This window comes from Ilumatobacter sp. (genome assembly GCF_049588435.1).
Lineage (GTDB): Bacteria > Actinomycetota > Acidimicrobiia > Acidimicrobiales > Ilumatobacteraceae > Ilumatobacter_A.
The window spans coordinates 1-13,624 of record NZ_JBAVYV010000223.1; the positions used below are offsets into that span (position 1 = coordinate 1).

A 13,624-nucleotide genomic window follows, 5' to 3' on the forward strand; every position below is an offset into this window, starting at 1 on the left:
GACGGGAGGACGTCGGCCTCGATCGTCGACGCGACCAGCGCCGCTCCCGACAGCACGGTCAGCGATTCGACGAGCGCCTCGGGTCCACGGCGTCGGGCAGGAATCTCGTGCCACGCCGGGAGGAACCGCGCGAGTGCCTCCTGCTCCACCGGTTCGACCTCGCGGCGCAGCGCCGCGAGCGACCGACGGCGGAGCTGACGCAGCACGTCGACGTCGACGAACTCGCGCGAGACGCCATCGGGGCGGAACTCGCCCAGCACGACGCGTCCCTCGTTCTCGAGTGCAGCGAGTGCTCCGGCGATCCGCTCGGGCGGCGCGTCGAACCGGGCCGCGACGTCCGCCGGCACGAACGGACCGTGGGTCCGCGCATAGCGACCGACGAGCTCCTCGAGTGGACGGGCCACGGGGTCGGTGAACGCCATCGGGAGACCGACCGGGATCGCACATCCCAGGGCATCGCGGTACCGCGCTGCGTCCTCCGCGGCGGCGAACCGCATCTCCCGCCCGACACCGATCTCGATCGCCCGCTTCTCCTCGACGAGCTGCTGCAGCCACACGGCACCGAATCCACCGGTCGGATCGAGTTTCGACGTGTCGACCGAGTCGCGCAGCTGTTCACGATCATCGGTGCAGCGCAGATCGACCTCGGCCGCCGAGAGGTCCCCGACCTTGCGCAGGACGTCGTGCAGCTCGTCAGCCGATCGGGCACGACGGTGTTCGGCCACGCACTGCAGCTCGAGTTCGACGTCGGCGAGGACCTCGGGATCGAGCAGGTCGCGCAGTTCCTCGGCACCCAGCAGGTCGCGGAGGAGATCACGATCGAGCGCGAGCGCGGCAGCTCGACGCTCCGCGAGCGGCGCATCACCCTCATACATGTACGCGGCGATCCAGTTGAACAGCAGGCTCGATGCCATCGGGCTCGCCTTGGCCGTGTCGACCGTGACCACGCGGATCGCGCGCGACCGCAACAGGCCGAGCACCTCACGCAGCGCCGGCACGTCGAACACGTCCTGCAGACATTCGCGGGATGCTTCGAGCAGGATCGGAAATGTCGGGAACTTGGAGGCGACAGCCAACAGGTCGGCTGCGCGCTGCCGTTGCTGCCAGAGCGGAGTGCGCCGATCGGGCCGGCGACGCGGCAGGAGCAGAGCGCGCCCCGCGCACTCGCGGAAGCGGGCCGAGAACAGGGCGGTCTGCGGGAGCGTCGACACCACGAGCTCGTCGATGTCCTCCGGTTCGATGAGCAGCGCTTCGACCGGGAGCTCGTCGGCCGACTCGGGGAGGCGGATGACGATCCCGTCGTCGCCCCACATCGTCTCGACGGGGATGTCGTACCTGTCGATCAGTTGCCGTTCGATCGCCATCGCCCAGGGCGCGTGGACCGGTGTGCCGAACGGACTGAGGATGCACACCCGCCAGTCCCCGATCTCGTCCCGGAATCGCTCGACGACCACCGTCTTGTCGTCGGGGACCGCCCCGGTCGCTTCGGCCTGCTCGTCGAGGTACTGCACGAGGTTCGTCGCCGCCAACGCATCGAGCGAGTAGTGACTCATCAGCCGCGAGACGTCGGCCCCACCCACCTCGACACCCGGATCGTCCTCCGAAGATGCACGTTGGTGCCTGGCACCGATGTACGGGGTTTCGTCGGTGGACAGGTCGCGGATCTCGCGGACGAAGGCACCGAGCGCCCGGCCGAGTTCGAGGGGACGGCCGGGGCGGTCGCCGTGCCAGAACGGCATCTTCCCCGGCTGTCCCGGCGCCGGGCTGACCGTCACCCGCTCGAAGGTGATGTCCTCGATCCGCCACGTCGACGCGCCGAGCACGAACGTCTCACCCGGACGCGACTCGTAGACCATCTCCTCGTCGAGCTCGCCGACCCGCGTGCCGTCGGGAAGGAACACGCCGAACAGTCCACGGTCGGGGATCGTTCCGCCGGACGTGACGGCGAGCCGCTTCGATCCGTCACGGGCCCGGATCGTGTCGTTGACCCGGTCCCACACGATCCGCGGGCGCAGTTCGGAGAACTCCTCGCTCGGGTACCGGCCCGACAGGAGGTCGAGCACGTTGTTCAACAACTCGTCGGAGATCTCGGCGAAGTTCGCGCACCGCCGGACGATCGCGGTCATCTCGTCGACCGAGCATTCGTCGACCGCCGCGACATGGGCCACGATCTGCTGCGCGAGGACGTCGAGCGGGTTGCGCAGGAACCGACTCGACTCGATCTCGCCGTCGATCATCCGACGCGCCACCACGGCGGTCTCCAACAGATCGCCACGGTGCTTCGGGAAGATCGACCCGCGTGACGGTTCGCCGACCTGGTGGCCAGCGCGACCGATGCGTTGCATGCCGCGACTGACCGCACCGGGCGACTCGACCTGGATCACGAGATCGACCGCACCCATGTCGATTCCGAGCTCGAGTGACGATGTCGCCACGATGGCACGGAGTTCTCCGCGCTTGAGCTGATCCTCGATCACGACACGCTGCTCGCGGGCGAGCGAGCCGTGGTGCGCTTTGACCAGCTCCTCCACCATCGCCCCGGTCTCGGGATCGACGATCCCGGGCACACCCTCGTCGACCGCCAACTCGTTGAGCTTCGCGGCGATCCGTTCGGCGGCTCGACGCGCGTTGCAGAAGATGATCGTCGTGCGGTTGGCGAGAATGCGCTGCAGGATCTCGGGGTAGATGCTCGGCCAGATCGAGGTGCGCCGCTCGGACAGCGCGGCGCTCGCCGGACCCGAGGTGAGTTCGGTCGAGACCTGTCCGAGCGTCGACATGTCCTCGACCGGGATCACCACCTCGATCTGCATGTCCTTGCGGATCCCGGCGTCGATGATCCGAACCGGACGTTTCGTCCCGTCGGCCTCGGCGGTCCGTGGGGACGCGTACCCACCGAGGAACTCGGCGATCTCCTCGAGCGGGCGCTGCGTCGCCGACAGTCCGATCCGCTGCGGCGGATTCTCGGTGACCTCCTCGAGTCGCTCGAGCGTCAACGCCAGGTGGGCTCCCCGCTTCGTGGTCGCCATCGCGTGGATCTCGTCGATGATCACCGTCTCGACCCCGACCAACGTCTCGGCCGCCTTCGACGTGAGCATCAAGTACAACGACTCGGGCGTCGTGATCAGCAGGTCGGGCGGGTTCCGGATCAGTTTCTGGCGATCGTTGGACGGGGTGTCGCCGGTGCGCATTCCGACCTCGGGAGCGACGAACGACTCACCGAGCCGCTCGGCCGCGAGACCGATGCCCTTGAGCGGTGCGCGGAGGTTCTTCTCGATGTCGAACGCGAGCGCGCGGAGTGGCGAGATGTAGAGCACCCGGGTGCGATGCGACTTGGCCTCGGGACGCGGTGTCGTCGTGAGCCGGTCGATCGAGGCCAGGAACGACGTGAGCGTCTTGCCCGACCCGGTCGGCGCGCAGATCAGCGTGTGTTCGCCGGCCGCGATGTGCGGCCAGCCCTGTACCTGGGGCTTCGTCGGCTCGGGAAACGATGACGCGAACCACTCCCGCACGGCGGGCGAGAACGCATCGAGCACAGGGTGGTGGGCGATCCCGACAGGATATCAACGATGGGAACACCCGTTCTGTCGCGCTTCGATCCTTCCGCTGCTCAGTTGCAGAGTTCGGCGGAGAAGTCCTGGTGACCGCGTCCGGGCTGGCACTGGAACGTGTACGTCCCCGAGACGAAGCGGAGCAGACCGTCATCGCCGCGTGCGGTCGAGATCACCCGCTGCGACGCCGCCACGGAGTCGTCGAGGAATCCGAACGTCGTGATCGAGATGTCGGGTGCATCGGTCTGGTCGTACTCGATGAGGACCGATTCGTTCGGGCCGACCAGTGATTTCAGCTGCAGGGCGAACAGCTCGGGATCGGCGGCCCAGAACGGTTGGTTCTCGTCGATGTACTCGTTCAGGCCCGGCGCGCTGGTCGCTCCGTCGCGGTCGGTCTCGAACCTGCCCGGCCAGCCGGGTGTTGCGACCTCGTCGAGCTCGCGACGCACGAACGTGTCGCCGTCTGCGACGATCACCGTCCCCGTGGGTTCGAGCAACTGGATCGAGGCGGCGTCACCGATCGGCTGGAAGTACACGTCACCGTTGTCGGGCCAGTCGGGCCCGAACTCCACGATCACCTGCACACCTCCCGAAGCCGTCTGGACGAAGTCCCTCGACAAGGCTCCGCCATCGGTGGTGGCGACCGTCGGCGGGAAATCTCGTGGGTACTGGAACACCGTCGGCAACGCGAACCGGGTGAACGTCGACTCGCCGTCGATGCGGGTCAGGCTGTTGCCCTCTCGACCGAGGTTGAGGTCGAACGAGGGAGCGTTCGACTCGACCGTGTCACCGTCGCGGTCGACCCAGCGATAGATCACCGCATCCGGTTCGGGCCGGGTGCCGAGTTCCCCACAGCAGTTGACGACGGTGAGCCCCGCACGGCGGGGGACCAGAGTGCTGTCCCCGGATCCGTCCAGCCCGGTCCACCGCTCGACGACCTGCCCGGCGCGGTCGCCGACGAGTGGGATCGCGAGCAGGTCGTTGCTCGGGTCGGATGCACCGGGCGTCATCGTCCGCAGGTAGGCCACGTCGTCGGGGCCGACCGCGACGAACAGCGCGCGCTCGAGCGGGACGACATCGGAGTCGATCGGGATCTCGCCGCGGAGGTCGGTTCCGGTCGCGTCGAAGATCTGCAGCATCTGATCCGCCGGGTCGTAGACGACGATCCGTCCGTCCTCGGTGTTCGCCAGTTGCGTGCAGTCGAACTCGGAGACGCAGTCGCGGGCGATCGCCGTGGTCCGGTCGCTCGGTTCGGATGAAGGCTCGATCGTCGTGGATGAACCGGAGGTCTCGTTCGCTGTGATCGTGTCGGGATCGGACACGGGTGGGAGCAGGTCGTCGAGCAGTGCGAGGTCGACCGCGTCGTCCGTGATGCGCGCCAGCAGCGTTCCCCAGACGTCGCTCGCCACGACGTCCCAATCGTCGGGCAGCCGGACCCAGCGACCCGATCCGTCCGGGTCGAGGACCGCCACGACCGGCATCGAGTTCTCGCCGAAGTCCTGGTCGGGGGTCGTGTTCGCTCCGATCCGTTCGGCGTAGAGGACCCGTCCGTCGCTGCCGGGCACGACGACGTCGGGACCGGTGTAGCTCGACTCCCACTCCGGATCACGGGTGATGTCGAGCTCCCAGGAGAGGTCGGAGCCGACGACCGAGACGATGTCGCGATTGCTCCCGTCGACGCGTTGGTCGACGTCGAGCAGTGGGAACGGTGTCCCGTTCTCCGTCGATTCACCGGACCCACGCGGCTCGCCGTTCTCGTCGACGTAGCCGATCACGGTTTCGTTGGTGTTGCGGCCGCGGGCGATGACGCCGTCGGGACCGTGCCCGAAGAAGTACGGCGGAAGTTCGAGATAGGCATTCAGCGGCACTTCCTCGACCGCGACGACCTGCCCTTCACGCTCGCCGAGGAACGGAATCGCCACGAAGCGCAACCCGGACGGCACGCCCGACTCTCCGTCCTCGAACGCCGGAGCTCCGAGGCCGTAGACGACCGGGCCGGGGCCACTGACGATCGCCGAGAGGTCCTCGTCGACCGGCACGGTCCGGTTCTCGATCCCGGAGACACCGGGACCGACGATCGTGATCGTGTTCGTGTCCGGCTGGTTGACCACCACGTGATCGGCACCGACGGCGAACTCGATGCGGTTCCCGTCGGGGTTCGGCTCCAACGGGACCGAGGCGTAGGGAACCGGTTCGAGCAGTTCGGGAGGATTCGCCGCGTCGACGCTGATCGTCTGACGAGCCGGCAAACCGTCCGGGGCGATCGTGGTCGTGGTCGGATCCGGCACCGTCGTCTCCGGAAGCGTCGTCTCCGGAAGAGTCGTCTCGGGAAGCGGGTCGACGACGGACGGTTCCGACGCCGGGACGATCACATCAGTGCCGTCGGAACCACGGTCGAGGACGGTGACCAGCCCGGCTCCGATCATGGCAACGACCGCAGCTGCGGCGCCGAACAGCACCCATGGCGATCGCCGGCGCGGTTGCTGGACGATCCCCGGCGACGCGGCACCGACGTCGCCCGACGCGATGCGCGACCTCACCGATGCGAGGGCCGACTCGGTCTCGGCGGCGGTCACGGACGCCTCGTGCTCGTGGACCGCGCCCATCGCGATCCCACGGAGTTCGATGTCGTCGGGGTTGTCCGGGTTCATGACCGTGCCTCCTCGTCGCGTCCGATCGTCTGGTCGTCCAACGGTCCGTCGACCACGCGACGGAGGTTCCGCCGCGCCTTCGACAGCGCGGACTTCACCGTGCCGGTGGCGATCTCCATCGTTTCGGCGATCGTCGCCACCGATTGATCCTCCGCGTAGTACAGCGTCGCGGCGAGGCGCTGCTGGGGCGACAGCGACGCGACCAGGTCGCTCCATCGACTCGACACCGCGAACAGTTCCGGATCGGTCGAACCGCTCGGGTGGACCGGATCGGTCTCCGCTCGGCTCTGCGCGCGCTCGACGGCCGATCGCTCCGCCGTCCGCTTCCGGTGCTGGTCGATGAGCAGATTGCCCATGACCCGTCGGCACCAGGCGAGCGGTGAGTCGTACGCCGCCAGCTCGTCGCGGTGGCGGTGGGCGCGGAGCAGGGTCTCCTGCGCCAGTTCCTGTGCGACGTGGCGCTCGGTCGACATCGCGAGACCCATCGCGACGAGGCGTGGATAGGCCGACCGGAACAGGTCGTCGTAGTCCTCGTCGGTCACGCTGCGATTCTCGCCTTCATACTCTCCTACACGCAGCGACTACCTGATCGGTTGCCGGGCGGCGGAGATCCGGGCGGGCTGCTTCGTTCGGCCTACCCGTGATGATCGGGATCAAACGCCGTCGAGCGCCGATGTCGCCGCCTCGTCGACCCGCCCGTCGACGAGGCGCAGCACCCGGTCGAAGCGCACCGAACGGAGCAGCGACCGGTCGTGGCTCACCATCAGCACGGTCCCCGTGAACCGGTCGAGCGCCGCTTCGAGCTGTTCGATCGCCTCGAGATCGAGATGGTTGCTCGGCTCGTCGAGCACGAGCAGATTCGCACCGTTCGCCATCATCACCGCCATCGCCGCCCTCGTCCGTTCGCCCGGCGACAGTGTGTCGCCGGGACGACCGAGTTGCCCCGACACGAGCCCGAACTTGGCGAGCAACGTGCGGGCTTCCGCCGGTTCGAGACCCGTGGCCGTGCAGAACGCGTCGAGCAGTCCAGAGGCTCCGACGACCGCGCCGCGGGCCTGCTCGATCTCGCCGATCACGACGTTCGCACCCAGTCCGGCTCGCCCCGTGTCCGGTTCGATCCGGCCGAGGAGCAGGTCGAGCAGTGTCGTCTTGCCGCTCCCGTTCGATCCGACGATCGCGATCCGATCGCCGTACGCGATGTCGAGATCGACGGGTCCGAGCGTGAAGTCACTGCGCCGGACCGTCGCCCCCGATGCCGTCGCGACGATGTCGCCGCTGCGCTCGACGGCCGGAATGTCGTAGCGCAGCTCCCACGGCGTGCGGGGTTCATCGACCGCTTCGAGTCGATCGAGCGCGCGATCGGTCCGGGCGGAACGACCGGCGAGCTGCTCGGTCTGATTCAGCTGATGGTGCCGGATGAACTTGTCCCGCTCGTCGGATCGCTTCACCCGACCGGCCCCCTGCGCTGCCCACTCGCGCTCACGCTGACGCCGGTCGAGCAGCGTTCGGCGCTGGGTCTCGTAGTCGTCGTAGCGCGATTTGGCGCGGTCGAGAGCGAGCGCCCGCTCGTCGAGGAAGGCCGTCCATCCGCCACCGAACAGCTCGACGCGATGGGAGTGGTGGTCGATCTCAGCCACGTGGGTGACCGTTCGATCGAGGAACGCGCGGTCGTGGCTGACGAGCGCGACGGGAGCGTCGAGCGCCCGCACCCAGCTCTCGAGTCGTTCGAGTCCGTCGAGATCGAGATCGTTCGTGGGCTCGTCGAGGAGCACCACGTCGAACCGCGAGAGGAGCAACGATGCGAGCGAGATCCGCGCCGCCTCACCGCCGGACAATGTCGCAGTCGGCTGGTTCCGGACCCGTTCGGTGATGCCGAGTTCGGAGAACATCTGCCCCGCGCGGGCGTCGAAGTCGGCGGCGCCGAGGGAGAGCCACCGCTCGAGTGCATCGGTGTAGGCGTCGTCGGCTCCCGAGCGACCCTCGGCGAGCCCCTCCGTGGCGGCGTCGAGCGCGGACTGCGCGTCGGAGACTCCGGTGCGGCGGGTCAGGAAGTCGTCGACCGTCTCGGTCGCGGACCGGTCCGGTTCCTGCGGGAGGTATCCGACCGTGGCCGAGCGCGGCATCAGTTCGATCACACCCTCGACGGTGCTCGCAGCGTCGACGATCCGCCCGGCGAGCGCCTGCAGCAGCGTGGATTTTCCGATCCCGTTCGGGCCGATGACACCGATCCGCTGACCCGCGATCACGCGCAGGTCGACGTCGGCGAGGACGGTGTCGGGACCGCGCGTGACGGTGAGTGAACGGGCGATGAGTGCAGCGGGCATCTGGACCTCCGGGGTCGGCGTGCGGGTCGGAACGGCGAACGATGGACGTCACTGCTGCTTCATCACGCTCGACAGTAGTCTCGACAGTCCCCTGAGCGCACCGTGCGTTTGGGGTCCCGCACTCCACACCCCCCTCCCCCACCGTCTCCTCGCCTCCCCCACGCACCTCCACGCACCTCCCCGCACGTGTCGACGATCACCCTCCGCCCCTGGCAGCGCGCCGCGTTCGACCTGTTCACGGCGGGGGCTCGGCCGGATCCGACCGACGGCACGATCCACCAGGACTTCCTCGCCGTCGCGACCCCCGGGGCCGGGAAGACGACGTTCGCGTTGACGTGCGCCCGAGCAGCGCTCGCCGAGGAGTCCCGCCCACTCGTCGTCGTCGCCCCGACCAGCCACCTGAAGACGCAGTGGTCGCTCGCCGCCCATCGACTCGGACTCGAGCTGGACCCCCGCTGGTCACCCGGCGACGGCCTCGCCCGCGACGTCCACGGACTGGTCACGACCTACCAACAGATCGCGACGGGTTCGGCCGCAGCCAAGTTGTCCGGTCTCGCCGCCGATGGCTTCGTGATCCTCGACGAGGTGCACCACGCCGGCCACGAGAAGGCCTGGGGCGACGGGATCCGGACGGCCTTCGGGCACGCGTATCGCAGGCTGTCGCTCTCCGGCACCCCGTTTCGTAGCGACGCGGTCCAGATCCCGTTCGTCCGCTACGACGCCACGGGCGAAGGCGAACTCGCACACGCCGACTACACCTACGGCTACGGCGACGCGCTCCGCGACGGCGGCGTCGTCCGCCCGGTCTACTTCCCACGCGTCGACGGCGACATGGAGTGGACGACGGCCGCAGGCCATGTCGTGTCGGCATCGTTCCAGGACGAACTCACGCGGGACCAGGGGTCGATGCGGCTGCGCACGGCGCTGAGCCTCGAAGGCGAGTGGATGCCGTCGGTCCTCGCGAAAGCGGTCGATCAACTCCGCACGATCCGCACGGCGCCCGCCGACGAAGGCGGTCAGCCCGATGCCGGCGGGCTCGTCATCGCGAGCGATCAGGAGCACGCACACGGGATCGCGCGCCTGCTGCGCGATCGGTTCAACGTCCCCGCCGATGTGGTCGTGAGCGACGACCCGGGTGCATCGAAGAAGATCGAGGAGTTCTCGAAGAACGACCGACCGTGGATGGTGTCGGTCCGCATGGTCTCCGAAGGTGTCGACATCCCCCGGCTACGGGTGGGAGTGTTCGCGACGACCACGTCGACCGAGCTCTTCTTCCGTCAGGCGATCGGTCGATTCGTTCGCTGGCAGGCCGGACGCGCCAGCCAGAAGGCGTACGTCTACATTCCCGACGACCCCCGGCTGCGTGCGCACGCGTTCTCGATCGCGGAGGCGCGCCGTCACGTCCTGCGCCCGCCCGGTGCCGAGAACGACGCCGACGAGTTCCAGCCCGACGGTGGGCTCGAGGAGCAGCGCGTCGCCGACGATGCCGAACAGCTCGCACTGTTCTCCGAGTTCTCGGTGGTCCACGCTCATGCGACCGACATCTCGATCCACACCGTCGGTGCGGACGGCGGTGTGATCGCGGGTGACAGCGATCCTGCACACGTCGAGGTCCGATTCGAACCGACCTACGACACCGCCACCCCGGCCTTCGACGACGAACCGGACCCACCCGCCCCGTTCTTCGCCTCCGATCCAGCGCTCCAGATCGATCTCCCCGAGATCCCGACCGCCGCCGGACTCGTCCCCGCCGGATCGCTCAGCAACGCGGAGATCAAGGACGACCTGCGCACGCGCAATGCTCACGTCGCGAAACGACTCGTCGATGTCACCGGATGGAACCACGCCAAGGTCCAGGCCGAGATGAACCGTCGCGCGGGGGTCAACCGCGTCGCGACGGCGACCAACGAACAGCTGGCTCGCCGCCTCCGCTACAGCGAGTCCTGGTTGCGTCAACTCCTCCGCTGACGCCCGGCGACACGTCGTCGCAGGCATGGTCCGAGCCAACGGCAACCGGCCCCAGACCGGACGGGTACACTCGGACCATGCCGGCAGCCGGAGAGCATCATCCCGCGTTCGAGGAGTACTGCGAGTGCATCTTCGAGCTGCGCGAAGACGACCTCGACGTGATCCAGGCGCGGATCGCCGAACGTCTCCAGGTCAGTCGCCCCGCCGTCAGCGAGATGATGAAGCGGCTCGAGGCCGAGGAGCTGATCACGTCCGACGACGGAATCCGACTGACGACGACAGGACGCACGCTGGCCGAGAAGATCGTCCGCCGCCACCGGCTCGCCGAACGGTTCCTCACCGACGTCTTGAACCTCTCCTGGGCCGAGGCCCACCACGAGGCAGGCAAGTGGGAGCACGTGATCAGCGAGTCGGTCGAGAAGGCGATGGTCGAACTGCTCGGTGACCCGACGACCTGCCCGCACGGCAACCCCATTCCGGGGAGCGAGTACGTGGCGCCCGACGCCGCCCCGCTGTCGGCGATCGCCGTGGGCGGCGGATTCACCGTCAGCCGGATCACCGAAGAGCTCGAGTTCGAACCCGGATTGCTCGAGTTCCTCGAGGAATCGGCGATCCAGCCCGGCAACGCCGGCGTCGTGACGGCCTCCTCACCCGACGGCACCCTCACGGTCGAGATCGGCGGACGCCACATCGGTGTCGGTTCGTTCGCGAGCGAGCGCATCCTCGTCTCATCCTGACGTGTCGTTCGTGCCTCGGCGCGCCATGATGAAACCCATGAACGGGCGCACACGATTCGGCTCGGTACTCCTGGTCGCCTCGGCGACGGCAGCGCTGTTCACCGCCTGCTCGACGACCGTCGACGAGACGGATGCGGACGACCCGGCCGCCGACCTGAGCGAAGCTGAGTTGACCGGCGGCGAAGGCCGCGAGATCGCCGAGGACGACACCAGTCCACTCGACACCGGCGAGATCGTCGATCCCGGCGCCCCGGCGACCACGTTCGTGATCGAGGGATCCGCTGCCGACCTGCTTCCCGAGATCGGAATCGAGATGAGTCGCCTCAGCGCGGAGATCGCGGGCGACGGAGACGAAGACGCAACCATCGCGGGGATCGAGGCCATGTGGGCCGCGATCATCGACGAGGTCGAGTCGACGCACCCGGAACTGGTCGACGGGATCCAGGTGACGATCGTCATGGCGCGCACCGCGGTCGACCGGAATCGACCCGCCGACGGCGACAAGGCGTTCGGCCTCCTCAACGACTTCGTCGACGACTACACCGGCGACTCCTGAGCGGCCCCCGAGCGGAATCGGCGCCGCGCCTCAGGAGTGGCTCGACCGACCCGTGCCGAGCGCGAGCGGGTCGGCGGCCGCGTCGAACCGGAGATTCAGCTCCAGCGTTCCGAGCATGATCCCGGGCTGATGCATCCAGGTGTTGCCCGCCCCGTACTCGATCGAGTCGAGGCGGTCGAGCAGCGCTCCCCAGGCGACCTGTTGTTCGAGACGCGAGAGCGTGGCTCCCGGGCACACCCGCGGCCCGGTCGAGAACGTGACGTGACGCGCGATCGACGCTCGGTCGAGGTCGAGGTCGAACGGGCAGGCGAATTCCTCCTCGTCGACGTTCGCTGCACCGAAACGCATGTGCAGCAATGAGCCCGCCGGAACGGACACCCCCTGGAAGACCTCGTCACGCGTGGTCATGCGCGTCGAGAGCCCGTGCGTCGGAGCGCGCATGCGGAGTGTCTCCTCGACGAACGCGCGCAGCTTGGTCCGCTCGGTCCGCAGCGTGTCGAACGTGCCCGGCGTCTCGCAGAGCAGTTGGGCCTGCTCCTCCAGCGCGTACTGCGTCGTCTCGAGGCCTCCGAGGATCATCGCATGGACGATCCCGGCGATCTCGATGTCGCTCAGCTTGCGGTCGAGCGCCTCGTAGTGCACGTCGCACAGGAAGCTGACCATGTCGTCCTGGGGATCGGCACGTTTCGCCGTGACGTGTTCGTAGATGTAGTCCTGGAATCCGTCGAGGCGCCGATTCATCTCCGCGGCCTGCTCGGGCGTCAACTCGTGCTTCAGGCCGGTGCCGTGGACGAACGGTGTGACCGCAGCGTCGCCCCACTCCGCGAGTCGGGGGATGTCCTCCTGGGGAAATCCGAGGATGCTCGCCATGACGCGCTGCGGCAGCGGACGCGCGAACCGGCTGATGAACTCGACCTCTCCGTCGTCGATCCACTCGTCGATCAGCTCGTTCACGTGCCGCGTGATCATGTCGCGGTGGCGCAGCGCGCCCGTCCCGACCCACGGGTCGGTGAGCTCCCGACGATGCTGGAAGTACAGCTCCTGCGTGGGTCGCAGCGACACCATCGACGCCTGCATCAGGCTGTGCGTCTGGGCGTACGCCTCGTCCGGTGTGAGGCCCTGCTCGGCGAGCTGGCCGACGCGCATCGTCGAGACGACGCGGTACCGCTCGGGATCCTTGACCACCGTGATGATGTCCTGGTGCTTGGTCAACACGTACGCATCGGAACCGGGTGCGAGACCGCCACCCTCGATGCGCAGCACCGGTTCGTCGCGGTGGAGGATCTCGTAGGCCTCGTACCAGTGTTCCTGTGCCCCCTCGCCGAACAGGTCGACGTCCTCGAGATGTACGGGGCACGTCATCGGACTGAGCTCGTGGTTCACGTGCTTGGGATACGGCGCCATCGGCAAGGACCTCCCGGCCTCGGATCGGTGTTCGACCCGATCAGTCTGTCCAGTGCGTCACGCGTCGGACGAGTCGCACCGGAACCGCGCCGTCATCCGGCCGACGTTCAGCGCATGGGCGCGGGGAGGTCGTCCGCATGGACGACCGTGAGGCGCTGCGTGGAGCGGGTCAGCGCCACGTACAACGAGCGCATGCCGTGCTCGGTCTCGCTCACGATCCGGCTCGGCTCGACGACGATCACCCCGTCGAGTTCCAGGCCCTTGACGACGCTCACCGGGACGAGGGTCACGCCGGAGTCGAGACCGGTACGGGTCGCGGTTCCGTGTTCGATCCCCCCTGCCGTCAGCGCCTCGGAGAGTTCGGGCAGCATCCAGTCGGGGGCGACGACGCCGAGCGATGCGCCGGGGAGCGCGTCGTGCATCGACCGCACCGCGT

At 68.3% G+C, this 13,624-nt stretch carries 9 protein-coding genes; 3 read left to right on the forward strand and 6 right to left on the reverse strand.

Annotated features, from left to right (window positions below; all coding sequences use genetic code 11):
* The 4 genes from WBV89_RS08540 to WBV89_RS08555 all read right to left on the reverse strand — a co-directional run.
* The coding region (locus WBV89_RS08540) for a DEAD/DEAH box helicase (protein WP_423980911.1) at window positions 1-3,509 on the reverse strand (3,509 nt) is incomplete at its 3' end.
* Between the two features lie 98 nt (window positions 3,510-3,607).
* Window positions 3,608-6,199 (reverse strand): hypothetical protein, encoded by a 2,592-nt coding sequence (locus WBV89_RS08545; protein ID WP_423980912.1) that lies wholly within the window; start codon window positions 6,197-6,199, stop codon window positions 3,608-3,610.
* Window positions 6,196-6,741: an RNA polymerase sigma factor gene (locus WBV89_RS08550; RefSeq protein WP_423980913.1), complete on the reverse strand. Its 546-nt coding sequence runs from the start codon at window positions 6,739-6,741 to the stop codon at window positions 6,196-6,198. Before WBV89_RS08550 ends, WBV89_RS08545 begins: the two co-directional genes overlap by 4 nt.
* 111 nt (window positions 6,742-6,852) lie before the next feature.
* Window positions 6,853-8,523, reverse strand: a complete 1,671-nt coding sequence (locus WBV89_RS08555; RefSeq protein WP_423980914.1) for an ABC-F family ATP-binding cassette domain-containing protein — start codon at window positions 8,521-8,523, stop codon at window positions 6,853-6,855.
* A 186-nt stretch (window positions 8,524-8,709) separates the two neighbouring features.
* Here WBV89_RS08555 and WBV89_RS08560 point away from each other — a divergent pair, with 186 nt between their 5' ends.
* The 3 genes from WBV89_RS08560 to WBV89_RS08570 all read left to right on the forward strand — a co-directional run bounded on the left by WBV89_RS08560 (window position 8,710) and on the right by WBV89_RS08570 (window position 11,784).
* Complete coding sequence (locus WBV89_RS08560) at window positions 8,710-10,491, forward strand: DEAD/DEAH box helicase (protein WP_423980915.1); 1,782 nt, start codon at window positions 8,710-8,712, stop codon at window positions 10,489-10,491.
* Between the two features lie 77 nt (window positions 10,492-10,568).
* The gene (locus WBV89_RS08565) at window positions 10,569-11,228 is read left to right on the forward strand and encodes a metal-dependent transcriptional regulator (RefSeq protein WP_423980916.1); all 660 of its coding nucleotides are present in this window, start codon (window positions 10,569-10,571) and stop codon (window positions 11,226-11,228) included.
* Window positions 11,229-11,265: 37 nt separating this feature from the next.
* Window positions 11,266-11,784, forward strand: a complete 519-nt coding sequence (locus tag WBV89_RS08570) for a hypothetical protein (RefSeq protein ID WP_423980917.1) — start codon at window positions 11,266-11,268, stop codon at window positions 11,782-11,784.
* Window positions 11,785-11,814: 30 nt separating this feature from the next.
* Here the strand turns inward: WBV89_RS08570 and WBV89_RS08575 are convergent, their stop codons facing one another.
* Both WBV89_RS08575 and WBV89_RS08580 read right to left on the reverse strand, forming a co-directional pair.
* Window positions 11,815-13,167 (reverse strand): cytochrome P450, encoded by a 1,353-nt coding sequence (locus WBV89_RS08575; protein ID WP_423980918.1) that lies wholly within the window; start codon window positions 13,165-13,167, stop codon window positions 11,815-11,817.
* Between the two features lie 128 nt (window positions 13,168-13,295).
* On the reverse strand, window positions 13,296-13,624 hold a 329-nt coding region (locus WBV89_RS08580; protein ID WP_423980919.1), incomplete at its 5' end, for an ATP-binding domain-containing protein.

Excerpts from the sequence above, each read along its gene's own strand:
- WBV89_RS08565 (WP_423980916.1), top strand. The coding sequence starts at position 10,569 with ATGCCGGCAGCCGGAGAGCATCATCCCGCGTTCGAGGAGTACTGCGAG.
- WBV89_RS08570 (WP_423980917.1), top strand. The coding sequence starts at position 11,266 with ATGAACGGGCGCACACGATTCGGCTCGGTACTCCTGGTCGCCTCGGCG.
- WBV89_RS08555 (WP_423980914.1), bottom strand. The coding sequence starts at position 8,523 with ATGCCCGCTGCACTCATCGCCCGTTCACTCACCGTCACGCGCGGTCCC.
- WBV89_RS08545 (WP_423980912.1), bottom strand. The coding sequence starts at position 6,199 with ATGAACCCGGACAACCCCGACGACATCGAACTCCGTGGGATCGCGATG.